Annotated in this window: 19 protein-coding genes; 8 read left to right on the forward strand and 11 right to left on the reverse strand. The window is 52.6% G+C overall.

The features are described 5' to 3' along the window. Window positions 1-222 precede the first annotated feature (222 nt). Both PsWM33_RS08190 and PsWM33_RS08195 read right to left on the reverse strand, forming a co-directional pair. Entirely contained in the window at window positions 223-2820 is a 2598-nt protein-coding gene (locus tag PsWM33_RS08190) for an ATP-binding protein (RefSeq protein ID WP_063299858.1), read from the reverse strand. Next, window positions 2817-3590, reverse strand: a complete 774-nt coding sequence (locus tag PsWM33_RS08195; protein ID WP_063299859.1) for a response regulator — start codon at window positions 3588-3590, stop codon at window positions 2817-2819. Before PsWM33_RS08195 ends, PsWM33_RS08190 begins: the two co-directional genes overlap by 4 nt. A gap of 313 nt (window positions 3591-3903) precedes the next feature. Here PsWM33_RS08195 and PsWM33_RS08200 point away from each other — a divergent pair, with 313 nt between their 5' ends. From PsWM33_RS08200 to PsWM33_RS08215, 4 genes are all read left to right on the forward strand, one after another. Then, window positions 3904-4926, forward strand: a complete 1023-nt coding sequence (locus PsWM33_RS08200) for an ABC transporter substrate-binding protein (RefSeq protein WP_063295794.1) — start codon at window positions 3904-3906, stop codon at window positions 4924-4926. Between the two features lie 106 nt (window positions 4927-5032). Continuing rightward, window positions 5033-7240, forward strand: coding sequence for an ABC transporter permease (locus tag PsWM33_RS08205; RefSeq protein WP_063299860.1), 2208 nt, complete (start codon window positions 5033-5035; stop codon window positions 7238-7240). Window positions 7241-7263: 23 nt separating this feature from the next. Further along, a complete protein-coding gene (locus tag PsWM33_RS08210; RefSeq protein WP_063299861.1) occupies window positions 7264-8334 on the forward strand; it encodes an ABC transporter ATP-binding protein in 1071 nt (356 codons plus the stop codon). A gap of 192 nt (window positions 8335-8526) precedes the next feature. Continuing rightward, window positions 8527-9618: a DUF2235 domain-containing protein gene (locus tag PsWM33_RS08215; protein WP_063299862.1), complete on the forward strand. Its 1092-nt coding sequence runs from the start codon at window positions 8527-8529 to the stop codon at window positions 9616-9618. 53 nt (window positions 9619-9671) lie between these two features. Here the strand turns inward: PsWM33_RS08215 and PsWM33_RS28640 are convergent, their stop codons facing one another. The 8 genes from PsWM33_RS28640 to PsWM33_RS08250 all read right to left on the reverse strand — a co-directional run bounded on the left by PsWM33_RS28640 (window position 9672) and on the right by PsWM33_RS08250 (window position 17026). Continuing rightward, the gene (locus PsWM33_RS28640) at window positions 9672-9914 is read right to left on the reverse strand and encodes a cytochrome b/b6 domain-containing protein (protein WP_208994463.1); all 243 of its coding nucleotides are present in this window, start codon (window positions 9912-9914) and stop codon (window positions 9672-9674) included. Beyond that, entirely contained in the window at window positions 9911-10276 is a 366-nt protein-coding gene (locus tag PsWM33_RS28645; protein ID WP_208994465.1) for a cytochrome b/b6 domain-containing protein, read from the reverse strand. Before PsWM33_RS28645 ends, PsWM33_RS28640 begins: the two co-directional genes overlap by 4 nt. Window positions 10277-10278: 2 nt before the next feature. Then, a complete protein-coding gene (locus tag PsWM33_RS08225) occupies window positions 10279-10740 on the reverse strand; it encodes a c-type cytochrome (protein WP_063299863.1) in 462 nt (153 codons plus the stop codon). Between the two features lie 266 nt (window positions 10741-11006). Continuing rightward, window positions 11007-11726: an ATP-binding cassette domain-containing protein gene (locus PsWM33_RS08230; protein ID WP_244276669.1), complete on the reverse strand. Its 720-nt coding sequence runs from the start codon at window positions 11724-11726 to the stop codon at window positions 11007-11009. Window positions 11727-11735: 9 nt separating this feature from the next. Continuing rightward, a complete protein-coding gene (locus PsWM33_RS08235) occupies window positions 11736-12911 on the reverse strand; it encodes an FtsX-like permease family protein (RefSeq protein ID WP_063299865.1) in 1176 nt (391 codons plus the stop codon). Further along, complete coding sequence (locus tag PsWM33_RS08240; RefSeq protein WP_063299866.1) at window positions 12908-14137, reverse strand: HlyD family efflux transporter periplasmic adaptor subunit; 1230 nt, start codon at window positions 14135-14137, stop codon at window positions 12908-12910. Before PsWM33_RS08240 ends, PsWM33_RS08235 begins: the two co-directional genes overlap by 4 nt. A gap of 181 nt (window positions 14138-14318) precedes the next feature. Further along, a complete protein-coding gene (locus tag PsWM33_RS08245) occupies window positions 14319-15998 on the reverse strand; it encodes a methyl-accepting chemotaxis protein (protein WP_063299867.1) in 1680 nt (559 codons plus the stop codon). Between the two features lie 11 nt (window positions 15999-16009). Further along, window positions 16010-17026, reverse strand: coding sequence for a cytochrome-c peroxidase (locus PsWM33_RS08250; protein WP_063295801.1), 1017 nt, complete (start codon window positions 17024-17026; stop codon window positions 16010-16012). 732 nt (window positions 17027-17758) lie between these two features. Here PsWM33_RS08250 and PsWM33_RS28650 point away from each other — a divergent pair. The 3 genes from PsWM33_RS28650 to PsWM33_RS08260 all read left to right on the forward strand — a co-directional run bounded on the left by PsWM33_RS28650 (window position 17759) and on the right by PsWM33_RS08260 (window position 21497). Next, entirely contained in the window at window positions 17759-20032 is a 2274-nt protein-coding gene (locus PsWM33_RS28650) for an autotransporter outer membrane beta-barrel domain-containing protein (RefSeq protein WP_208994466.1), read from the forward strand. Continuing rightward, window positions 19989-20297, forward strand: coding sequence for an autotransporter domain-containing protein (locus PsWM33_RS28655; protein WP_208994467.1), 309 nt, complete (start codon window positions 19989-19991; stop codon window positions 20295-20297). The genes PsWM33_RS28650 and PsWM33_RS28655 overlap by 44 nt, the downstream gene beginning before the upstream one ends. Window positions 20298-20396: 99 nt before the next feature. Beyond that, on the forward strand, window positions 20397-21497 hold the full coding sequence (locus PsWM33_RS08260) for a TIGR03032 family protein (protein WP_063299868.1): 1101 nt from the start codon (window positions 20397-20399) through the stop codon (window positions 21495-21497). A gap of 78 nt (window positions 21498-21575) precedes the next feature. On the opposite strand, the gene mbfA is transcribed toward PsWM33_RS08260, so the two are convergent. Next, on the reverse strand, window positions 21576-22526 hold the full coding sequence (gene mbfA, locus PsWM33_RS08265; protein ID WP_244276670.1) for an iron exporter MbfA: 951 nt from the start codon (window positions 22524-22526) through the stop codon (window positions 21576-21578). A 369-nt stretch (window positions 22527-22895) separates the two neighbouring features. Here mbfA and PsWM33_RS08270 point away from each other — a divergent pair, with 369 nt between their 5' ends. Then, on the forward strand, window positions 22896-25199 hold the full coding sequence (locus tag PsWM33_RS08270) for a hypothetical protein (protein WP_063299870.1): 2304 nt from the start codon (window positions 22896-22898) through the stop codon (window positions 25197-25199). Window positions 25200-25280: the final 81 nt, after the last annotated feature.

Below are 25280 nucleotides of genomic sequence, written 5' to 3' on the forward strand. Positions count from 1 at the left end.
TTTGAACCGAAGAAAACCGACCTTTCTGAAGGTCCTGTTTCAAATGCCTTTGCGCCTGAGTGCGGCGACGCAGTATCAGCTGGCAAGGGCTGCAGTATGAAAGACAGAGAGTTTTGCCATGATGCTCGGTGTTATGCTCTCTCGCAGGCTTGTCATGCAGGTTGTGATCAACACCAATTTATTGATGCGCTTTGGGCAGAGAACAGGCACTGATGCATAGCCCTAGTCAGCAGCCTCAAACTGCTTTATCTGGCTGAGCAAAGCTTCTGCCAGTTGCTCCTTGCTGTAAGGCTTAGCCAGTCGTGTGATTCGCTCTAGACTTTGTGTTTGTGGTTCCAGTGCTTTGGGGAAACGACCAGAGGTGACGACCACTTTTTGGTCTGCGCAGGCTTTGATGCTGGCTTCAGCCAGATCCCATCCGATTTTGCCATCTTCAAGCTGAACATCTGTGAAGAGAATGTCGAACTTGGTTCCGTTCTCAATGAGCACTTTAGCGGAGCCGTAGCTGTTGGCCTCGATACAGATGAGCCCCATCTCTTTCAGCATGGTCTTGGCGCGCAACAGGGTTTGTAGATCATCCTCAACCACTACAATGCGGCGAGGCTGGTCAAACGTAATCGCGGTGGTGGGTGCCAGATCTTCCAGCGGTGCCTGCGGAATGACGAGGGTCACTGTTGTCCCCTCTTCCTTCTCGCTGGTGATGCCCATTTCCCCGCCGGATTGCTTGATAAAACCAAACACCATGCTCAACCCAAGTCCAGACCCTGCAGACGTGTGGCGGGTGGTGAAGAAAGGTTCGTAAACGCGTTCCAGCGTTTCCTGATCCATGCCGCATCCGTCATCAGTCACATTGATGGAAACGCTCTCTGACCCATTGACGACGACATGAATAGAGATGGTGCCTGCATCTGAAATGGCATGGGAGCTATTGATGCAAAGGTTCAGCATTGCGCTTTCCAGCTGACCGGGATCGATGCGCACATAGGTTGCGTCCTCCGGTAAATCTGTCGTCAGGACAATCCGTTCATCGATGCTCAAGGAAATGATCTCAGCCACACTCTCAATGAGATGGTTGATCTCAACGACCTCTGGTTCAAGGTGCTGTTTGCGGGCGAAGGCAAGCAAGCGCTGTGTCAGGTTGGTGGCCATCTCTACCGCGCTGTGAATGCGCTGGATGTTGCCTTTCAGATCAATGAGTTTGGAGCTTTTACGCTCAATTATTCCGACACTGCCAGAGATGCTGGTCAGGATGTTGTTGAAGTCATGGGCCACTTCACCCGTCAGCTGCCCAAGGCTTTCCAGCTTTTGTTTTTGTTGCGCCTGTTCCTGAACAAAGCGACGGTCCGTTGCATCAGAAAATGACCAGACTGCGCCACTTTCAGGTAGCGGGCTTTTGCGCACTTCGATCAGGATTCCGTCATCATCTATCAGTTCTGCAAAGCGAAAGCGCGTGCCATGTGGGCGGACGTTTTCATCCTTCCATCTGAACCCTGAGTTCTGGATGAGCACACGAATGTCTTTGGCCGTATCGATCTCTGCCTCACTGATGCGAAGCGTTTCTGCCAGCCGCGGGTTCCAGGCTGTCATATCATGGGCATCGTTGGTCAGAACCAGCCCTTCAGCAATGCAGTTAAAGGTGGTCTCGAACAGCTCTGTCTTACGCTGTAACTGGCCATAAATGCGGCGCAACCGAATGGAGTTGGCGCGGAAAATGCGGAAAGAGTGCAACAACCGCGTGATCTCATCATCCTGCCGTGCAGGACGTGGGAGTACGGTGGTGTGATTGCCCTTTGCCAGACTGGACATGGCGTGGGAGATGCGGTTGATGTTTTTGGTTACATATCCGGCGATGTAGTGTGCCGACATTAAAGCCAGCAGAATACTTGCGATGCCTGTGAGCAGAACAACAAGCTGTGCGCTAGAGATGTAGGAGGATGTTTCCTGCCGTTGTTTGGCGATTTCGTTGCCGGACAGACGTACAAATTCAGCCACCAGCTGGTTGATCATTTGCGCGCTGGATTTGATTTTGAAAAGCGCGTTGCGAGCTTCCAGCTGTCCTGCCATTGCCAGATGGCGAATAGCGTAAAGGCCTGCGTTGTCCTCTGCTATTGTCTTCAGAACTTCAACAGCCTCCTGAACCTCAGGGGCTGATACGCCTTCCAGCTCGACCATCTGCAGATGATAGCGGCGACGCAGCTCGCCCAGACTGAGGAAATCGGTCACATGAGCTGCGGAAATCAGCAGATTAGCTGCTTGTCCAATCCCCTGCCACGCCTCACGTTCGTCTACATTCTGGTAGAACGTAGAGGAGTTCTTGACTGCGAGGCGCTCCATCTTAGTGAGATCAACAAGCAGGGTGCGGACCCGATCCTCAGACTCGCTGATTTGCTGGGCTGCGTTGACCAGCACAGCCACCTGAGAGCGCATGAGCGAGAGGTTTTGCTGCACTTGCGGCAGAAAACGCCCGAGACTGCCCTGTTGCCGTGCAAGTGGGAAATTGTCTCGATATTGCTGTTCTGCCTTACTCAGCTCAACAAGCAAGCGAGAGCCTTCATTCTCGATCTGATAGACCGAGGAAAGATTCAGGATGAAGGGAGCTGAACTCACCAGACCTGCCGATTTATTAGCCAGTTGGAGTGAGCTTGCGATTGCTTCAATGGTTTTTTGGTAGTGCCCAACGAGTTTCACGTTGGCTTGGTCCAGCCAATACCAAGCGATCGATCCTGCAAACAGTGTTGCAAAAGTCAGCAGCGTGATGGCTGCCAGCAAACGTGTTTTGATGGAAAGCAGAGCTTTCAAGCGTTGGGGCAGAAGGGTCATGGCAGATCTACAGCGGCTTCATCCAGTGCGAAGACATAGCCTTTGCCGCGGCGGGTCTGCAAGAAGACCGGCTTGGATGGATTGGCCTCAATCTTCCGGCGCAAACGCAGGATCAAAACATCGACGGTGCGGTCCATATAGCGGGAAAGATCGCCCCCCAAATACTCCAGCAGTTCTACGCGATCAATCGGGCGGTTCGGATTCTCTATGAGAAACTCCAGTAGGCGTAACTCAGAATTGGTCAGGCTAATTTCCCATAGGTTCTTGTCCAGCAACCGCCGCTCATCGCAGATGAAAGAGAGTTCACCGAGAGGAATGATCCCAGCGCTGGGAGCTTGAGGTGCAGCGAGCGCGACTGTGGGCTCCGGTTCTGCAGGAACGTTGCGCTTGTAACGGCGCAGAACGGCACGAATGCGAGCGATCAGTTCGCGCGGATTAAAAGGCTTCATCAGAAAATCATCAGCACCCGTTTCCAGTCCGACGATCTTGTCTACTTCATCACCTGTGCCGGTGAGTAGGATGATAGGAAAATCGTAGGATGTTCGCAGGCGTTGAGCGAGCATCATGCCGCTTTCACCATCCAACTTCAAATCTATGATTGCCAGATCAAGGTTTTCCAGCTCTATGAGCGCGATAAGCTCTTTGCTTCCGTGGCATGGCAGTGCCTGAAACCCGTATTCATGCAGCAGTTCCTGCAAGACCTCGCGAATAGCCGGGTCGTCATCAACGACAGCTACCTTTGAGGGTGACCCATCCCAACTCTCGGTCATTTAAGTAACCTTCCTCGCAACCCGTACCATGCTCCCAGACGCATACTTGGAGGTCGTTTTTGATTTTCTTCAGATTGCGGCGACAATGCACGGGAAAGTGCCTTGTCATCAATAATTCTAATATTTCATATGTAACTCATTTCTGTAATAAATGTAACATTTAAAATATATATCTGCTAAATAGGAACATACTTAACTGTAAATCATAAGCACTCCTTTGATGTTTCATGTAATTTTCTAATCAAGTTATGGGATTATGTGGGTGTACTTGTAAGTTGTTACACCTACATGCGTTTAGACTTGGGAGAAGATAATGAAAAACGCTCTTTTAGGTGGTCTTGCTGCTGTTGGCCTTCTTGCTGCACTTCCAGCAACAGCTTCTGCTGAAGAACTCAACATGGTCTGCGGTGCTGAGCAGGACTGGTGTGAGCTGATGGCACGCGGTTTTGAGGATGAAACCGGTAATGAAGTTCTGATGGTTCGCAAAAGCACTGGCGAAACACTCGCTCAGGTACGTGCAGAAGCAAGCAACCCTAAGATTGACGTATGGTGGGGCGGTACTGGCGATCCACACCTGATCGCAGCATTTGAGGGCCTGACACAGGATCCAGGCGTTGATACCAGCGACCTGTTGGGTTGGGCATCCAACATGCACAAAATCTCAAACGGCGGCACTGTTGGCATCTACGCTGGCGCACTTGGCATTGCGTATAACGCTGAAGTTCTGGAAGAGCGCGGCCTGCCTGCTCCAGCTTGCTGGAAAGACCTCACAAACCCTGCGTACACCGGCGAAATTCAGGTTGCGAACCCGAACAGCTCCGGCACTGCTTACACTGAGCTGGCAACCTTCGTTCAGCTGTTCGGTGAAGATGAAGCCTACCGTTTGCTGACTGAAATCGGCAAGAACGTGAACCAGTACACAAAATCTGGTTCGGCACCAAGTAAAGCTGCTGCTCGCGGTGAAACCACCATCTCTATCGGCTTCATGCATGACATGGTTAAGCTGGCAGGTTCCGGTTTCCCGCTGAAGATCGTGGCGCCATGTGAAGGTACTGGTTACGAAGTTGGCGCTGTGAGCGTGATCAAAGGTGCAAAGCACCCTGAGCTGGCAAAACAGTTTGTAGAATACGCTCTGCGTCCAGAAGTTCAGTCCCGCTCTATTGAAGTGAAGTCCTTCCAGGTTCCTTCCAACTCCAAAGCATCCGTTGCTCCTGAGTCCCCAGATCTGGCAAGCATCAAGCTGATCGACTACGATTTTGCAACATATGGTGAGCGTTCCACTCGTGAGCGCCTGCTGAAGCGCTGGAACGAAGAAGTTAAAAACGCTTCTCACTAAGTAAATCGAGCGTTGAAGGGCGGGCTTATTCTCTGTCCGCCCTTCACCCCATACGCGTTGCATCGTATTCGCGCTCGCGCCAATACAAAACTCTCGGATCAACATCATGCGAAAGACAATTGCGCTCTGGCTCGCCGCCGGAATAGTGGGATTTTGCATATTTCCCTGGTACTCAGTAGAAAGCGGCTTTTGGTCTTTTAGCTGGTTGTTCAGCGAGTTCCTTAGCGAAGACGCCGCACCTGCCCTCTTCCAAGCTCTGCTTTATGGCCGCTGGTGGTTTGTTCCATTAGCATTGGCATTCGTCGGTATCGGCCTGTCGTTTGCTTTGCTGAAAGATGAGCGAACCCGGGCAAAGGCCCTTGTTATTCTGTCTATGACAGGCCTTGCTCTGTTGTTTGCGCAGGGCTTTGCAATTGGCAGAGTCGGGCCGGAACTGTTCGCTGATGCCCTCAACTTCGGTTCAGCGGCAGCAGGTCAGGTTGGCTTTGGCTCTGGGGCGATGATCACCGCTGGGGCTCTCCTCTTTATCCTCACCACAAGCATTTCTGGTCTTGGTCAGGGCCGCGGTGATGCGTTCATCGTTGGCAGCATCGGCCTCATTATTGCTTTGGTGATTACCTTTGTTTTCTATCCGGTTTCCCAAATCCTCATCCGCGCCTTTCAAGTGTCAGATGGCAGCATCGACATAACTGCCTTCTTCACACGCTTCTTCTCCAGTGATATCTGGAGCCTTGCCTGCCTTGCTGGCGGCAAAACCTGTGGTCCGGCCTGGAACTCTGTTTTCCTCGCAGTGCTCACCGGTGCTGGTACAACCCTCCTCGGCCTTGCCTTTGCGCTGGTCGCGACCAAAACCGCGTTTCCTGCGAAAAAGCTGCTGCGCATTCTCACCATTATTCCAATCATCACTCCTCCCTTTGTGATTGGTCTGGCGCTGATCCTCATGTTCGGCCGCGCTGGTGTAGTGACAGATGTGCTGCATGATGTTTTTGACATCTCGAAAAGCCGTTGGCTCTACGGTTTCTCTGGCATTTATCTCGCGCAGCTGCTTTCCTTTACGCCGATTGCCTTCCTTGTACTCATCGGTGTGGTTGAGGGCGTCAGCCCTTCCATGGAAGAAGCCTCTCAAACCCTCAACGCTACTCAGTGGCAGACCTTCAAGAACGTCACATGGCCTCTGATGCGTCCGGGTCTGGCGAATGCCTTCTTGCTTGGTTTCATTGAAAGTATCGCCGACTTCGGCAACCCGTTGGTGCTGGGTGGCAACTTCAACGTCCTGTCTACTGAGATTTACTTTGCCATTGTCGGTGCTGTGGCTGACCCATCCAGAGCGGCTGTTCTGGCTGTCGTCTTGCTCATGCTCACCCTGTCTGCCTTCGTGGCGCAGCGCTTGTGGCTTGGCAAAAAATCCTATGCGACTGTGACAGGCAAGGCTGACTCCGGCCAGCATTCGCCGCTGAACTCTGCGCTTAAATGGACATGCTACGGCTTTGCATTGCCATGGGCAGCGTTCACAGCCGTCGTCTATTCCATGATCGTATTCGGCAGCTTCGTGAAGCTTTGGGGTTATGACAACACCTTCACGCTGGATCACTACATTCGGGCATTCTCTGTCAGCTTTAACAACGGTATCCGCTGGACGGGTGTGGCGTGGGACAGTTACTTCACCACGCTCACCATCTCCACCATCGCGGCTCCACTCACCGCTGTCGTTGGTTTGCTCACTGCCTACCTGCTGGTGCGTCAAAAGTTTGCTGGCAAGAACCTGTTTGAGTTCAGCACAATGCTCAGCTTTGCAATTCCGGGCACTGTGATTGGTGTGGCTTACATCATGGCCTTCAACACACCACCAATTGAACTGACTGGCACCAGCATCATCCTGATCATCGTATTTGTGTTCCGCAACATGCCAGTGGGTGTGCGCGGTGGTATCGCGGCGATGTCCCAGCTTGATAAGAGCCTTGATGAAGCTTCCATCACGCTTGGAGCAAACAGTTTTACCACTGTTCGCAAAGTGATCCTGCCTTTGATGGGGCCTGCAATCCTCGCAGCTCTGGCGTATAGCTTCGTTCGTGCCATCACGTCTGTGAGTGCGGTGATCTTCCTGGTGAGTGCGCGCCACAACATGGCAACCTCGTTCATCGTGGGCCGTGTTGAACATGGTGAGTACGGCATCGCGATTGCGTACTCCTCTGTGCTGATCATCACCATGCTCGTGGCAATCCTGCTGCTGCAGGTCGTCATTGGGCAGCGCAAGTTGCGTCGTCAGAACCGTCTGCAAACCTCAAACAAAAACAAAGAGCTGGCTTCAGCTTAATCCTAGAGTTTCTGGAGTAAATCATGTCTATTATGCAAAAAGCAGGCTCTGTACAGTTCCGGGATGTCGTCAAAAAATACGGTTCTGTCACCGCGCTGAAGCCTCTCAACCTAGAAATCCAGCAGGGTGAGCTTGTCACTCTGCTGGGCCCAAGTGGTTGCGGCAAAACCACCACTCTGCGTCTCATCGCCGGGCTGGAAGCCGCAACTGAAGGCACCATCTTCATCGGAGGCAAGGACGTCACGCATCTAACGGCGACGTACCGCAACGTGTCCATGGTGTTCCAGTCCTACGCGCTCTTTCCGCATATGAGCGTGGTCGACAACGTGTCCTACGGCCTGCGCGTCAATAAGGTGCCTGCCAAGGAAGCCAAAGCCAAAGCAGAAGAAGGCTTGGCGATGGTTGGTCTGGCTGGTTACGGCGAGCGCCTGCCAAGTGAGCTTTCCGGTGGTCAGCAGCAGCGCGTGGCAGTTGCTCGCGCTGTTGTGCTGGAACCGGAAGTGCTGTTGCTCGATGAACCGCTTTCCAACCTTGATGCGAAACTGCGTCGTCATGTACGTGAAGAGATCCGCGAAATTCAGCAGAAGCTTGGCCTGACCGCTGTCTATGTGACGCACGATCAGGAAGAAGCGATGGCTGTTTCTGACCGCATCATCGTGATGAACAAAGCGGAGATTGCACAGTCTGGTACTCCGCGAGAGCTCTACAACCAGCCGAATTCTGCATTTATTGCGGACTTTATTGGTGATGCAAACGTGGTGGATTGTGAGATTGCAGGTTTCAGTGAAGGCACAGTTTCACTGAAAGTTGGTGGGGCCTCTGTTGTTCTGCCTTACTCTGGTCCAGCGTGTCAGCACGGTAAGCTGGCGATCCGTCCAGAAGGCATCACCGTTACACAAGATGGGACCAATGGCATCGCTGCGGGCATTGCTTACGCAGCTTATCTCGGCAACCAGATCCAGTACTCCCTCAACACTGGATTTGGCAAGTTGTTCGCCATTGATCACAACCTGAGTGCAACGGTTATTCCAACAGGCGCAGAAGCCTTCATCCACCTCAAAGAAGAGGGGCTGGCCTTTTTGCCAGAAGCATAAGGGCTAGGACGGCCACCTCCATCCGAACCCTCTCTTCTAAAACAGAAGCCCGGAGATCCCCCTCTCCGGGTTTCTTTTTGTTTGGCTCATGAGAATGTGTGGGGTGCATGAAGTGTGGGTACTCGCATAAGCTGTACTTACCTGCGTTTGCTGATTAAGTTTAAGTGACACTGCAGTTTTGGGAGGTTGGCCATGGCAAAGAACATAGTGGTGTTTTCAGACGGAACCGGTCAGGAGGGCGGCGAAGGTCCGGACACGAACGTCTATAAGCTCTTCAGGATTTGCGAAAACAGAACCAAACGGCAAGTGCTGTTTTATGATCGCGGATTGGGCACGAAAGCGCACCGCTCTCGTGTTACGCGTCTACTGGGCAATGCGACCGGGCTTGGCATCAGCAAGAACCTGATGGAATGCTATCAGTTTATCTTCGAGAATTATCAGGCCAAGGATAAGATCTACCTGTTCGGCTTCAGCCGCGGCGCCACCACTGTGCGTAGCCTTGCAGGCTTCATCGAGATGTTCGGCATCCTGCCAAAATCCCGACCAGAACTGATCGCCAAAGCCTACAAGATTTACCAGATCAGTGATTGTCATGCGCGAAAAGCCAAAGCACAGGAATTTCGCGAAAAGCACCACAATATGTGGGCAGATGTTGAGTTTATCGGCGTGTGGGATACGGTCGCAGCGCTTGGCTTGCCATGGAAATCCCTTTCCGCTGCCATCAATAAGCTCCCCGGCTTCAAACATGAGTTCCATGACCTGACATTGCCTGCAGCCGTGAAGAATGCTTACCAGGCCCTATCCATTGATGATGAGCGTGAGGTGTTCCATCCTGTCCTGTGGAATGAGAGTACAGCGCCAAACCAGATCATGCAGCAGACCTGGTTTGCAGGTGTGCACACTGATATTGGCGGTGGCTATGAGGATTCCCGACTTTCAGACATCACATTCAATTGGATGCTGGAGCACGCAGAACGAAATGGATTGCGCATTCATGAAAGCAGTCGCAAAGCGCTGGTTGCTAATTTGAATCCGGATGAGACAGGCACGATCCACAATCCGCGTGAAGGCATCTTTGAGTACATCTACAAAGTGAAGCAAAGAATGTGGCCGCGGCTGGACATGAACGCACGAGAACGCGGGCAACCGCACGTTCATCCGAGTGTGCTTAAGCGGGCGAGCAATCCGGAGATCAGCTACAAACCCTGGATGATAGAAAATAACCCGATTGAGGAACCGCTGATCAAGCGGACGGCTAAGGCACTGGAAACTGAAACCTCTTAGGCAAAGAAAAAGCCGGAGCAGATGTTGCTGCCCTGGCTTGATTATTGCGAAGATCACTTGGCTTTTCGAGAGCCTTTGATCATAGGGGTGACAAGATCTTCCCGCTTCCACAAACGGTAGAAGAAGATCGCTGCCACGTGCAGAACCACCAGAATGAGCGTTGCACGGGCTAATATGCCATGCCACGCCAATGCAGTGCGGGCGCTGTCTATCCCCGCCCACGAGGCCAATGGCCCAACATTGATGTAATCCTCCGGATCTGCGAACAGACCCAGTGCTGCCTGCGCTCCAATCACTCCAAGCAAAAGGAAACGAACAGGCCGCCAAGCGGGTTATGTCCCTTCCAGTTGCTTGCCTGCCGTTTTGGCAGTTTTGCGATGTAGGAGAACAGCGTTTTGGGGCTGTAAACAAAGCTTGAGAAACGAGCTGTCTCTGAGCCAATGAAACCCCAGATCAGTCGGAATGCAATGAGGGCGAGCACTGCATAGCCAAACCAAAAATGCAGCGTCATAACGTCTGGCCCAAACTTGCCCAAACCCCACGCGGCGGCAACGCTGCCTGCGAAAAGCCAATGGAACAGGCGCAGTGGTAGGTCCCAAACAGGGGCTCCTGTTTTCTTCTGCGTTTCCAAGGAATGATCAGCGCTCGCTACCGTCATTTTTAGAAGTCCTTCGCGCGGAATTCTTTGTGGCAGCCTTTGCAGGTGCCGCCAAGTTTGCCGAGTGCTTTGCCCAATGCAGGACGACCTTCGCCAGCGACATCATTCAATGCAACAAGTGCCTGATAGAATTCTTTTCCCTTGGCCTGATAGCCAGCCATGTCTTCCCAGATCACCGGAAGGGCGCGGGTTTTGCCCGGCAGGTCGGCGTTGGATGTGCCTGGAGTGTACAGGCCAGCTGCATTGTAGCTGGCAACAGTCATCATGTTGCCAGAAGCCGCTTTTGCTTTTTCAGCACTGTACTCAACTTCGCCTTTTGCCATGGCTGCCAAAGCGCCCATATCATGCCCAAGCAGAGTAAAGTAAGCGCGGCGGGCTTCTACGACGTCGTCTTTGGTTGTGTCTGCTGCAAAAGCTGAAGTTGCAGTCATAGCGACCAGCGCAGTGATCAATAGTTTACGCATGGATTTCTCCGTGTTTGGTGATTGCCTAGTATTTGATGGGGGTGTTTTTGTTTTGATTGTTCTATCTGAAATAAATCTTCTGGCGCCGCATTGGCTGCCATTATCTATTTCTTGTCTTTGCTTGTTCTAGTTATGTATATACCCGTATAAGAATGATTTGAGCTTGCTTGAGGTTGGAATAGTTGAGCCAACTATCGCTTCAACGGGAATGTTGTAATAGTTTGTCGCAAGGTGTAACGGGCGCTTGCATGTATTCGTTTGAGAGATCATGCAGGCACAGCTTCCTCAACCAGATGCCCCTCATCCATGGTCAGAATACGATCTGCCAATTGCAGGATACGGTTGTCATGAGTAACCATCACCGTGGTGATGCCACGCTTCTCTCCCAGCTCTTTGAGCAGCTTGACCACTGTTAGCCCGGTGTCCTTGTCCAGAGCAGCCGTCGGCTCATCTGCAAAGATGATATCTGGTGAGGAAACCAGTGCGCGCGCGATAGCAACGCGTTGTTTCTGTCCGCCGGAAAGATGGGCGGGCAGATAATCACTGCGATCTTCCAAACCTAAAATGCTGAGCATATGCCGCGCAGCCTTCTCCTGCTGTGCCGCATCAACGGTTGCCTTCACGCCGTTTTGGTGAACCTGCAACCCCATCAGTACGTTCTGGGTCGCCGTCAGGCTTTCGTGCAAATTATGCGCCTGAAAGATAAAGCCAAGGCGTCGCCGCAACATGATCTTCATCGTCTCGTCTGCACTGTGCAGTTCATGCCCCAGTAAGGCGAGTTGGCCTTTCTGTACATCACGTAGGCAACCCATGAGCGTCAATAGCGTGGTTTTGCCGGACCCGGACGGACCCATCAGCACGGTCAAACTGCCTTTTTCGATCTCGAAGTTAACGTCGAATATAGCTTGTTTGCGGGCTTCCCCCTCGCCAAACCAATGGTTGAGACCGGAGACGTTGATTGGAGCATGTGGTGTGTATGACATCATCTGCGCCTCCTAAAACAGGTCAGCTGGATCAGCATGAGCCAATCGACGCGTTGCAATGGTTCCAGAAAGTGCACAGGCGGCCAACGTGCCGAGGAAGACAATGAGCGCTCGCGCCAGAGTGAGCCCCACCGGCAGACCGGATTTCAATGCCAGCATCTTGTAAATGCCCATGGCAGCAAACACCCCGGGGAAGAACCCAAGCACCGCAAGGACCATGGCTTCCTCAAAGATGATGCTGAGGAAGAACCCTTCACTAAACCCCATCGCTTTGAAGGTTGCATACTCCTTCAGGTGATCGGCCACATCCGTGCTGAGAACCTGATATACTATGACGATGCCCACCAGCACGCCGATGATGGTGCCAAACCCGAAGATGATGCCCACTGGCTTTTCTGAGGTTTGGTAGGCTTGTTCGTCGGATGCTGCTTTGGCGAAACTGCGGATTTTCAAGGTATCTGTAGGCAATACCTGCTTCAGCAGTTCAACTGTCCGCTCAACAGAAGCACCTTCCTGCACCTTCAATAAGATGTGGTCTGGTGCTCCGGAACTACGGGAGGGTGAGAGCCGCAGGACGCTCTGGTCAGACATCACTAAATTGCCATCTGCACTGAACCCAGCGCCAATCTGCAAGGTGCCGATCAGCTTGATCTGACGGTTGTTCATTTCAAACACAGCTGGTGTTTCAGGTGAAAGTGAGTTGAAGAATTCCTCTGTTCCACCGCGTGTTTTGCGGTCCACCAGTGCAGTATCGGGCAAAGCCAACTGCAAAAACTGAGGGCGTAGGACCGGAGCCATGAAATCAATGGCTTCGATGGGAAGCCCAACCAATTGCAAACCAGCGATCTGGTCTTTCTGCACGCGCCAGTCCACCTTGGCAATGTAAACAGGAGCTGCTGCTGCGACCTCCCGCAGGGTCAGCGCTTGCAGCATGTGCACACGAGCAACATTGCCGCCTTCGGTGAGAGACTTGGCATCAGATGCGGAAATCAGAATGTCCGCCTCAAACAGCTCATAGGGCTGCAAAGTGGAGCCAGTCAGAGCCCCCATCATGCCGAGCTGCACGAACACCAACACGTTGGCAAAAGCCACCCCAGTCAGTGCGGCGGCAAAGCGGCCTTTGTTGTGCGTCAGCTGCAACCAACCAATAGGCAATCGGCCCAGCATCCATGTGAGAAAACGGGTCACTTCGCTGCCCCATCGTTTACTGGCTGAAAGTATCCGAGGATCTCCAGGTTGGTGAGGTTCGCCGCCAGTTCAGATGATGTCTCGTCCAACGTCACAACAACTGTCACCACACGGGCATCCGTGTTTGCGGCGGGGTCTACGCTAATGATGTTTTGTCGTCCGACGATCAGCCCGATCTCTGTCAGCGTTCCGCGCAGTTCCTGCGTCAAAGCTTCTGCGCGTAATATAACGGCATCGCCAATGTTCAGACGGCCAATCTGGTTCTGGTAAATCTCCATTTCCGCAGTCATTTCGCGGGTGTTGCCAAACTCAATGAGGCCAGCAGAAGACGGGCGCTCACCGGGTTGCACCAACAGATCCAGCACGGTGCCATCAAACGGTGCACGGACAACAGATTTTTCGAGGTTTACTTCAGCGGTGCGCAAAGCGATTGCAGCAGATTGTAACTTGCGTTTGGCGAGTTCTACATCCGCCTGAGAGAGATCGGCTGAACCACTGTAGCGCTGCAAGGTTGCCACCTTGCGAGTTACATCCAGTAAAGCGCTTTCAGCCTCAGCTTCTGCGCGGTCCAGTTGCGCTTGTGTAACAACCTTGCGGGCAAACAGAGACTTGGTGCGCTCCAGTTCCGCCTGTGCCAGATCCGCGTTGGTTTTGGAGCGGTTGAGATCAGCTTCGTTCTCCACCTGGCTGGCTGTGATAGAGAGCTGCACCTGCCGGAGGGAAGCTTCAGAAACCGCGATTTCCGCCTTGGCTGCCTCAACACTGGCTTCCAGTGAAGGGCGATTGTCCAACAAGGCGAGCACAGTGCCTGTCTCAACCCAATCACCGACTGAGATTGGCAACTCAGCAATGCGGGCATCCCCTGCTCCGAATGGCAAAGCGATGGTAGAAACGCCGTCCCGCGGGATCAGCTTACCAAGTGCCACCACAGCGCCTGCTTCCAGCGCTTTGATGTCTTCCTTGGTCACTGTCGTGTTGATTGGAACGGCAATTTTCTGATTGCTTCCACCGCCCGGCTCTAGCCCTGTCATCTCATAAAACAGGCGTAGGCCAGCGGGTTGGAAGTACATGCCCATGACACCACCAGTGAACATGATAGCAATGAAGACAGGGACAAGCAGAATAATCCGCTTGAATGGCAAGCCCTTACGAGCATTACCCGAAATAGACGAAATGCCCGTGTCTTCCAAAGGCAAATCTTCGTTTGGCGCATTGTGATGGGTCACAGGACCACCTCTGCTGTGACTTATTAATTATTATTTTCTAATATTCTAATATGGAAATCACGCAACCCAAAAATTGTACGGATTTGTAACACAGGTGGAATTTGTGTTTTGGGTGCGATGGGTGAGCAGCATAGTGGGCCTGAACTGCCTTTTACAGCAGTTCAGGTTTTATGTGTTGCGCTTAAGCTCGGACAGCCCGTTGGGTGTCTTCTTCTGCGATGCGGGTGAGGAAGGTGTCTACTTCGGCGGAGAGGTCGTTGGTGACTTGCTCCAGCAAGGCTGAAGACTTGTTGGCTGCTCCGGCTTCAGTGGTTGTTTCGTTGATTGCGCCGCTGACAGAAACAACGTTGCTGGCGGCCAATGCAGTTCCGTCGGATGCTGCCTGAACGGCCTCGGCAATCTCTGCGGTTGCCATTTGCTGCTGTTCAACGGCATCAGAGATTGAGGAGGTCAGCTCGCTGATTTCTTTCACTGCCGCCGTGATAGAGCCAATGGCTTCGACGGTGCTGCGAGTGGAGCTCTGAATACCGTTGATCTGCGCTGAGATTTCCTCGGTGGCGTGCGCTGTCTGGCTTGCCAGGGTTTTCACCTCTGTTGCCACCACCGCAAAGCCCTTGCCCGCGTCCCCTGCCCGCGCAGCCTCAATGGTTGCGTTGAGCGCCAGCAAGTTGGTTTGCTCGGCGATGTCGCGGATGAGGTTGAGAACGGTGCCAATTTGCTCAGCGGACTTCGCAAGGGCAATGACTTCGTTGTCCGTGGTCTGCGCGATTTCAGAGGTGGACGTCACCAGCGTGTTGGCGCGTGTGGATTGGCTGGAGATCTTTTGAATAGAAACAGACAGCTCCTCCGCTGCCGCTGCAACGGTCTCTACGTTTTGTGACGCACTGGCAGAGGCTTCGCCTGCGCTGTTGGCTTGCTGGGTTGCCTGATTGGCAACGTCGAACAAGCGCTCAGAGGAACTGCGCATTTCCATAGACTGGTTAGAAAGCATGGATACATTGCGTTCCAGAACCACGCGGAACTGCTCGACAACCTCTTCTTTTTGTTGTTGGCGCGATTGCTCGCGGGAGCGCTCTGTTTTAGCGCGTTCTTCCAGCTCACGTCGGGCGATTGCGTTCTCTCGGAACACCATGACCGCGTCCTGCATCTTGCCGATTTCATCCTTGCGGGCGGCAAGATTAAGGTCCACATCAACTGCACCGGAAGCAAGCTCATCCATCTTGGAGGTGAGCGAGACGATTGGTTTGCTGAGGCTGTTGGCGAGCCAGAGAGCAAAGCCAAGTCCGCCAAGACCTGCGATCAACGCAAAGCTGAGGGAAATGATGTTCAGCCGCCGTGCATCCGCATTGGCCTGCGCAAGTGCTGACTGACTGGCGGTAACGGTGGATGATACAATCGCGTTGATGGAAGCCCGAAGTGCCTGATTGTGGCGCTCGATCTTCTCTTTGGTCGGGATCATGCGGGATGGTGTAATACCCAGCAGGATAGCCGCATCTTTACTCCAGTTTTTAAAGCTGGTCTGCGCTGAAACAACGGCCTGCTGCATCTCGTCATTGAGCGCGACCTCTAACGTCTCCTCAATGTCCATACCCAGAGACGCGTTGATGTCTTTGAACTCGCGGCGAAATTCTTCAGGCTCAATGAAAGTGGTCATGGCCAGAGTTGTATCGACAACTTCTTTGGCATGCTCGAAGTGGTTGACAATGGTGAAGGAAAGGCGCTGTGCTTCCAGCGCTTTCAGCGTTACACGACCAAGATTTTCACGGCCTTCGGCTGCCTGCCAGACGAGGAATGCCATCAGCGCCATAGCGACAATGATGAGGCTCAGGATCGGAATGAAGATTTTACTGCGAATAGTCATGGATCCGGTCCTTAGTTTGGCAGCGTTGGCATTGGTGTTTCAGTCCGCTCGGCGGTGAGCGAAACAAGGAATGCCTTGAGGTCCTGAACTTCCCGTTCAGACAGGTCAAGCGGACGTACATGCTCGGATCGGGATGGACGCTCAATGCCGCCAGCATTGTAATGCGCGATCATGGTTTCCAGATCAGGAATGCTGCCATTGTGAGTGAATGGCGCACGGTAGGTCAGATTGCGCAGGCCCGGAGTTTTGAAAGCAAACTGAGCTTTGGGATTGTCTTCCTCATAAAGCCCGCGGCCAATGTCTTCGGTTGGTGTGCCAATGTCATGAAACTTGTTGTCCGTGAAGTTCCATCCTCTATGGCAGACTGCGCAATTGCCTTTGCTGTTAAACAGTTCAAACCCACGTTTTGCAGAGGTTGAGATCGCACCCTCGTCTCCTTCAACCCAACGGTCAAACGGAGACCAGCCGGAAACAACCGTGCGCTCATACGTGGCGATTGCGGTCAGCACAGTGTCGCGTGTGATGCCATCCTGCGGGAAGACAAGGCCAAACCATTTGTTGTAACCGGGGATCTCATCCAGGATCTCGACGATGGCTTCAAACTTGCCGTCCATCTCTTCCGGATTGGTGATCGGTCCAGCGGCCTGCTCTTCCAACGTCTCGGCACGGCCATCCCAAAACATAGGTGCAACCCAGGCAGCGTTGAGGACTGTTGGAGCCTGACGCCCAAGCAGAGTGTTGGCTGACCCAACAGCAGTCGGAACAGGCACTTCATAACCAAAGGATGGGTTATGACAACTGACGCAGTTGATGTTTTTATTGCCAGACAAGCGAGGATCGAAGAACAGCATCTTCCCAAGCGTTGCCATCTGCGGAGAATATGGTGCGCTCTCCGGAAACGGAATTTCCAATGGTCGGCGATATTGCTCTTTCAGCGAATTGATGTCTGCAGCACTCAAGGGAGATGAGGTCAGCCCCAACACAACGGCAGCAGACACATAGCCTGCAACTCTTCCTAGAAATGACATGATGCTCTCCCCTAAGCAAATATAAGGGAGATCCCCTAGACGAAGAGAGGTTAATGAATGCTTTATCGATTGTTTTGATTAGGCACCTTCACTGATATGTGATGTGAGTTTAAGTGGCTTTCCACTGATGACTCCAAAAATTGCGGTTCTACAGTGAGTTACGAAGCATTTATTGCCTGCAAAACGCGTATTGAACTGGCGCAATAGTGTCTCTGGAGCGTCCTCAATATGCTCAGCGCATGCATGTAAGGGTAAGTTCTACAGCTTGACTCCGCTAAGAATCTCTTATGTCCCTCGTCAGTTGAATCCAGCTGAACCGGTGCCCCCACTTTTCAAAGCTTGTGACAAGAGTATGCCTCGCTACTGCCCCTTCTTAACTCTTTGTTAACGAAATCGCTTGTCTGCGCTTATCAATGGCATCCATTCGCAGTTCAGGTGAACCTGTTGACGTGTATCTGTTTAGCATAGTTGCACACTGTCAGACGAAAGAGACAAGTACTCGGCGTATCTCGAGAGATTTAAGTGCCTTAGTTTTTGTAGTCTTAAGGGTTTAAATGAGCGGCGGCGTCACACCTTTCAAGCCGGCACGGTTGTTGTGTTCTGGTGGCTTCTATCAATCTCTTCTTCTTTCCACGGCCATCATTGTGCTGCCGAGCGTGGCAATCATGCCAGCGCGTGCGCAATCTGTGTCGCCCCAACCTCAATGTTCCGTCAGCGGATCAATCGGGTGACTTGTCAGTTGGGGTTGATATCGACGGGGGAGCGGGAGGAACTTACACTAATCTGATCATCGAAAACGTCACGACAAACATCACACCCTCCGTTTTTCTTTCAGGCATTTTATTTGAATCCAACGGCGATATCACGATCAACATTGATACAGGTGATTTTATCATCTCGACAGATGGCCGGAATGCAATTGAGGTAGATCCCGGTGGCGGGAATGTCTCCATCACGCACATGGGTGGTATTCAGACAATAAGCCAATACGCCTCTGGTGTTGATGTGAGGAACGCTGATGCCGTAACAATCACCCATACTGACGATATTACAACGGATGGTTATTACAGCCGAGGTATCGAAGCTGTTTTGTCTGAAGAGATTACGATCACCCATACTGGTGATATTGCCACGACTGGCAATATGTATGCTCAAGGGATCTATGCGACCACGCAAGGTGGTAGTACAGGTGCCATAACCATCACGCAGACCGGTAATGTCGATACAGCGGACACATCAAGTACAGCTTTGTTTGCGCGTTCTGATGGGACGGAAGAAGTAAGCATCACGCATGTCGGAACGTTGACCACTGCTGGTAACGACTCGCGCGGTATTTTTGCACGCGCTCGCGGCGTTGGGGCTGTCACGATCGACCAAAATGGTACCATCACCACAGGCGGCAACGCCGCGTATGGTATCATGGTGTACTCCGAGAACACCGCCACTGTAACTCATAGCGGAACGATCAATGCCAATGGCACAAGCTCGGATGGGATACTGATTTCAGATGGCCTTGCACCTGCGAGTACCTTTCAGGTCAACCTGACCAACAGCACCATCAATGCACAGTCGTTTGGTATCAACATTCAAACTGTGGGTGCCACCACATTTACCTTGAACGGCACCAACTCAATCACTGGTGTGGCGGATGACATCAAGGGAGGAGGCGGAGATGATACCATCAACAACTCCGGCACGCTGACGTCAACCAATGGCATTGATCTGGATGCTGGCACCAACGCCTTCAACAACCTGAGTGGGGCAACTTTTAACTCAGGAACCTCGGTTGTTCTTGGGGCAGGTAACGTGCTTACAAACGCCGGTCTTATTTCTCCGGGTGGCGAAAGCGGTATCGAGAGCACCGTGATAACAGGTGATTTTGATAATGAAGCAACCGGGTCATTGCTCGTTACATTCGATTCCAGCATGAGCAACTGGGATGTGCTGGATATCTCGGGCTCTGCAAATTTGCAGGGAGGTGTTGTTTCGACCACTGGTGCCACGTTCACATCAGGGAGCACATTTACGATTCTGGAAGTGCTCGGAGGAGTTACAGGCACTTTTGATAGTGTCGAAGACACGCTGTTTATTGATTGGAGTTTGTCCTACGGTGCAAACTTCGTAAACCTGATAGCAACTGCCATTGTAGACAATTTTTGCGGGTTTGCAGATACGGAGAACCAACGCTCCGTGGCTTGTGTTGGGTTGGACAGTATGCCTCTTTCCGCGCCCCTCCCACAGGCAATACTTGGGCTTTCCAGTGGAGCTGAGGCGCGTGCGGCTTATGATGATCTTTCCGGCGAAACCTATGCCTCCATTCAAGGTGCGCTGGTAGAGAACAATTATCGCCGGATGACATTGATCAACAACCGTATCCTCAATGCTGATGCATCGCTTGGCTCCATCTCCGCAGCTTTTGCGCCTGAGGATCCGACAGATCTGGAAGCAGATCGGCGGAACGACTTCTGGGGTATTGGTTACGGTGCGTGGTCCAACACGTTTGGCACCAGCGATACGGCGTCATTAGATAACAGTTTGGGCGGTTTGCTGTTTGGGTATGATCGGGAGTTTGCCGAGGAAACGCTTGCAGGCGTGCTTGGTGGATATGGCCGCACAAATGTGAAGCAGGATGCCCGCTCCTCCAGCGGCTCAGCAACCACATGGTCTATTGGCATTTATGGGGAGACGGTTGCTAAAGATATCGGGTTTGTTCTGGCAGGCATCTACAATTGGCACTTCCTTGAAGGCGCGCGAACGGTGGATTTCTCGACCATCAATGAACGCGAGCACAGCAGCTATAAAGGCCGCGGCTGGCAGTTTTATGCTGAGGCCAACTATGAGATTCCCGTCATGGATGCGTTCGCGTTTGAGCCATTCCTAGGGGTCTCATACATCGACGTGCACACGGATGGCTTCGCAGAGGATGGCGGAACTGCGGCCTTAACCAAGCAGGGTGGCTGCTTTGACAGCACCTTCACCAATCTGGGTGTGCGGGGGTGCCTATAATGTCCATGACTGGTTCAACGTCAGTGCCTCCCTCAGCTGGCGCCACGCCTATGGAGATGTTGATCCTTCGGCCTTGCTGGCCTTTGCGGGCAGCACTGCCTTTGGGGTGGATGGGGCGTCGATTTCTCAAGATGCATTTGAGCTGGAAGTTGGGCTTGATGCCCGCGCTGCTGACAACCTCTTTGTAAACGCAGAATACAATGGTCAGTTTGGTGACAACGCGACCATTCATGTCATCGAGTTAGATTTTACGATCAAATTCTAAGCCTCGTAGATATCGAGCCCTCATAACTCGCTGAGGCCCCTCCTGCGGGATGGGCCTATAGTCCCAGATTGTTGCAAGCGTAATCTAAAAGCGGATGAGATGGCTGGTTCAACACACAACCCTGCGCAAAATGCAGAGCCAGTGGCGCGGTTGGAGCCCAACGATATCTCGTGCTCTCGTGGTATGGCGATCTGGCTCAGCACCAATCAGGTCTGGCTTGCCATTTCCTCCTATCAAACAGGGCAGCTGTTTCTGGTTGGCGTCAAACCCAGTGGCGGTATTCATTTTCATGCCATCGGCACGGGTCGTGCTATGGGCCTTTGGGCAGAACCACAACGGTTGATCCTTGGTACGGCCAAACAGGTGATCCGGTTTGAGAATATTCTGGAGGACGATCAACGCGTTGGGGATGCAGACAAGTATTATGTACCTCGTGTGGCGCATACGACGGGTGATCTGGATATTCATGACATCGTGGTCACAGACGATGGTGGTATCGTGTTCGCAAACACCATGTACTCCTGCTTGTCGACCTTGCATCCCATCCACTCCTTTGCCCCTTGGTGGACACCTGACTTCATCTCCAAACACGCTGCTGAGGATCAATGTCATCTGAATGGCATTGCGCTTAGGGATGGCAAACCAGCTTATGTGACCATGGTCAGCCGGGCAGATGTGATCAACGGGTGGCGGGACCGTCGGGAGGAAGGCGGCTGTCTGATCGATATTACCAGTAATGAAGTCATTACCGAAAAACTCTCCATGCCGCACTCACCGCGTTGGCATGAGGGTGAGCTGTGGGTGGTTAACTCAGGCACGGGCTATCTTGGCACTATTGACCTTGCCAGCGGCACATTTCAGCCACGCTGTTTCCTGCCGGGGTTTGCACGTGGACTGGCGTTTCACAACAATCATGCCATCGTTGGCCTCTCCCTGCCGCGTGACGGTTCATTCAAAGGCCTGCCGTTGGATGAGGAGTTGAAGAAACGCGATGCAGACCCATGGTGCGGCGTGCAGGTCATCAACCTTGCCACAGGGGATGTGGTGGAATGGATTCGGTTTAGAGGTGTGGTGAAGGAAATGCTTGATGTTTGCACTTTGCCGGGAGTTCGTTTGCCGTCCGGCGCCTCGCCGACGTCCTCAGAAATGAGTAGCCTGCGCGCAATCGCCAGCGCTTCTAAACAAGCGGAAATTGCTTGATTTGAACGGATTAAAGGCTGCATGCAAGACGTTATCATCTCATAGCTTACTGCGATAACCTTGGCCAGCGGAGCAGGTCTAACCACCGCCGATAATGACACCGGCGGCAAACACCAGTGAGCCGCCGAGAACAACCTGAAACGTCGCCCGCAAGAGCGGCGTTTCCATGTATTTGCTCTGGATCCACGCAATCGCACAGAGCTCAACCGCCACAACGAAAAATGCGATGAACGTGGCCACCCAAAAATCACTGAGCAGGTACGGGATGGTGTGGCCCAGTCCACCAAGAGCTGTCATCACGCCGGATGCAACGCCGCGCAAGGCAGGCGAGCCTCGTCCGGAAATCTGCCCGTCATCCGAGACAGCCTCCGTAAAGCCCATGGAAATACCCGCGCCGATGGAGGCTGCAAGGCCAACAAGAAACGTGGTCCATGTGTTGCCTGTTGCAAAGGCTGTGGCGAAAACTGGGGCCAGAGTGGAGACGGAGCCATCCATCAACCCGGCAAGACCCGGCTGGATCAGGGTCAGGATCAGCTTGCGGTGTGCGGTTTCTTCCTCTTGCTCTCCTGTTGAGGCCAGATGAGTTTGTGACAAGGTGCGGGCTTTGTTCTGGTGATCAGCTTCCACCGCTGCCAAGTCGCCCAGCAAGCGCCGTGTATCTGCATCCGTGCTCTTCTTCTCTGCGTTCTCATAGAATGTGCGCGAGGCCGTCTCCATGTTCTCGGAGATATGGCGGATCTGATCGAGCGTCAGTTGGGTGGAGAGCCAGAGCGGGCTTCGGGCATAAAATCCGGAAACATGTTCGCGGCGGATCAGAGGAATGGTGTCGCCGAAGCGTTTTTGGTGCAGTTCGATCAGCGCAATCCGGTGCTGGTCTTCTTCATTGGCCATATCGGCAAAGACGGCGGCGGTTCCGGGGTAATCATCCTGCAGTCGTTTTGCAAATCCCCGATAGATGCGGGCGTCATCTTCCTCTGACGAGATGGCAAGCGCCAGCACCTGCTGCTCGCTCAGGTCAGAAAATCGCATGCGTGACGTCAGATACAACATCCATGAGCTTTCTAGTTTGCAATTTCGCGCAGATCCTAAGCAGATTTCATTGCAAACAGGCGGTTTCAGTCCCTCAAATAAACCGCAAATTTGAACGGGCTGGTGTTGCAAACCGGGCGAATTGGGCACCCGCTCACTGATTGCGCTATCAGCAGATGTGATTGATGTTTTTGGGAAAACGTGATCGGTATTGTCAGTTTAAATGCTTAGACCGCTTGCATTTGAATAGACCGGTTTAATCAATCTTAACTTATTATACTAAAGTCGATTCCGTGCCTTAAAATAAACGGATAGGAGGAGCACAACTTTATTAGCCAATAACAAAACTTAGTTAGCAGGAGACGTGTCATGCCTGTAAATAAGTTGAATGCTGAACAGCACGATTGGGCCAAGGCAGTCTACCAGAACATGCATTGGAACTTCCCCGAGGAAAACGGGGACCAACCCAATCGTACAGCAAGAACCTCAAACGAGCAGGTCAATGGCGTTCATGGTAATCATGACCAACGCAATGGAACTGCTGAACCGGATTTGAGCGACTATGTCGTCGTCGACACCCCACCTCCAGAACGGCCCGCTGGCGAAAAGCCAATGCCGGTCCATGCTGTCTTTGAGGAAATTGGCCTGCCGGAATCCGACACGCTTCGTGAGCGGCTAGACCGCTTGCGCACCTTCCAGCAGAAGAAAGAGGATTTCTTAAAAGACCCTCTCGCAACAGCTTATGCTGACCCTTCAGCCGCCAAATGGGAGCATCATGTAAAAGATGTTCTGGGCATGCCTCAGGAAAAAGCTGATGAAATGGTCAAGCAGCAGTTCACCCGTGATCTGAAAAAAGAGCTGAAGGATGAGTCCCGGAGCGTCACTAAGGAAATTTTTGACAGTCAGGCGGACGATCCCCGTTTCAATGAGTTCCTGCAGAATGCAGCCAACTCCAACCCTAAGCAGCTGACCCCGGCCCACCGCGAAATGCTGGTGTTTATGAGCCAGAATATGGTCAAGCTCGGGAATGCTCTCGTCAAAGATGTCAATGAGCTGTACCGCCAGCATGCCTTCGGCAAGGCTATGAGCGACACCATCGACAATGCGAAGGAAAATGCAGTTTCTGACAGTGAGCGACAAAAGCTGGAAGAAATTGAACAGGAAGTTGTTGAGTACCGTATGGCCGTTGCCCGGCAATTGGGCATGGCACTGAACACCACAAACGACGTTCAGTCTGCCATCAGCTTTGGTCAGACCGTGGATTCTGCCGTTGATGAACTGGCAGAGCAGAACGACCGAGCCCTGAAGGCAGCCTCCGGCCTTGCAAAGATGGCGAAGAACATGGTCAACGACCACCTTGCCCAGACCAACAGCCCCCGCAAGACCATGAATTGGGTTGCCACCCAGCCATGGGCAAAGCTGGTTGATATCGACATCACCACCAAGGGTGAGTTCTTCAACATTGAAGCGCAGCTGCGCGACAGCGCTGCGGGAAATGAAGACACTGACGGTCTGGGTATCGACAGCAGCACTGATCTGGCACAGCGAAATCTGTCCAAAGAAAAGCTCATGGCCAATCCTGAGCTGATCTTCAACGGCTTGCGCTCACCAAAAATGATGGAGGCCCTGACCACCAAGGTTACGGGTGAAGCCAGCAATGATGATGTGCCATTTGTCGAAAAGCCAAGTGATCTGGCAATGAACTGGGGTGAAACCCTCGCCCGCGCACAGGCAAGTGGCCGGGATATCAGTGATCAGCTGCCTGATTACATGACTTTGAAGCAAATCCGCTATCACGACATCAAGAAGGGTTTCTTCTCCAACACGGACACCGTGAAGACGGCCTGGGTTGTGGAACAAAAACCAACCTCTGACACTGTTGCCGAGGTTAACCTAATCAACAATCTGCCACGAGCTATTGCAGGTGATCTGGGCGATCTGGCTCTCAATATGTCTGATCTGCGAGAAGATCAGTCACAAAAGAGCAGCGACATTCAGGACAAGAGAGGGCATCTGGACGAGTTCCTTACCTCCAAGGGTGACGGTCTGTTGCAAAGCTATGGGAATGCACATGATGCGATCAGCAGCTTGCAGGACCATGCCATGAAGGAAGTCATGGCCAAGATGAGCAACGGCACAATTATCCGCAAGATCCTGAAATGGGCGAAGGAACAACCTTGGTCAGCCATGTTCCAGGTTGAAATCACACCGATGGAAGGTGGCAAGAAGGATCAGTACAATGTCGTGATCAAGGAAGTTGAACACGGCACCACAGAAGCCAGCAGTGTTGTGCTGAATGAGCCAACAGATCAAGACAAGGAAAATGCCGGTAACATCGCTGACGAAGATGATCAGGCCTTTGGTGAAGATCTGCATGGTTTGAGTGGTGCCTTGAAGGCTCTGTTGAACCCATCCGTTTACAAGCAGCTGATCTCCAAAACCACCGGAGAAAAGAGCGACGGAATGCAAATCGTCGAAGAACCAACCAAGCTGGCACGGGATTGGGCAGATCTAATTCAGAAATCTGCTGGCCCCGGTGCAAGCTTGCCGGACTATCTGGAACTTCGTCAGGTGAAGTACCGCATCCGCTCCTTCCTGCCATGGAAGAGAAACAAGCTGGAAGCCTGTTGGGTTCTGGAATTTAAGCCTACGGCTTTCAAACAAGCCGCATAAATGAGCATCATGTGCTCATAGATGACGAATGACCTTCCTTATCTAATGGCTTGGGCTCTGCGGTTCACCGCAGGGCCCGTT

The organism is Pseudovibrio sp. WM33 (assembly GCF_001623165.1).
Lineage (GTDB): Bacteria > Pseudomonadota > Alphaproteobacteria > Rhizobiales > Stappiaceae > Pseudovibrio.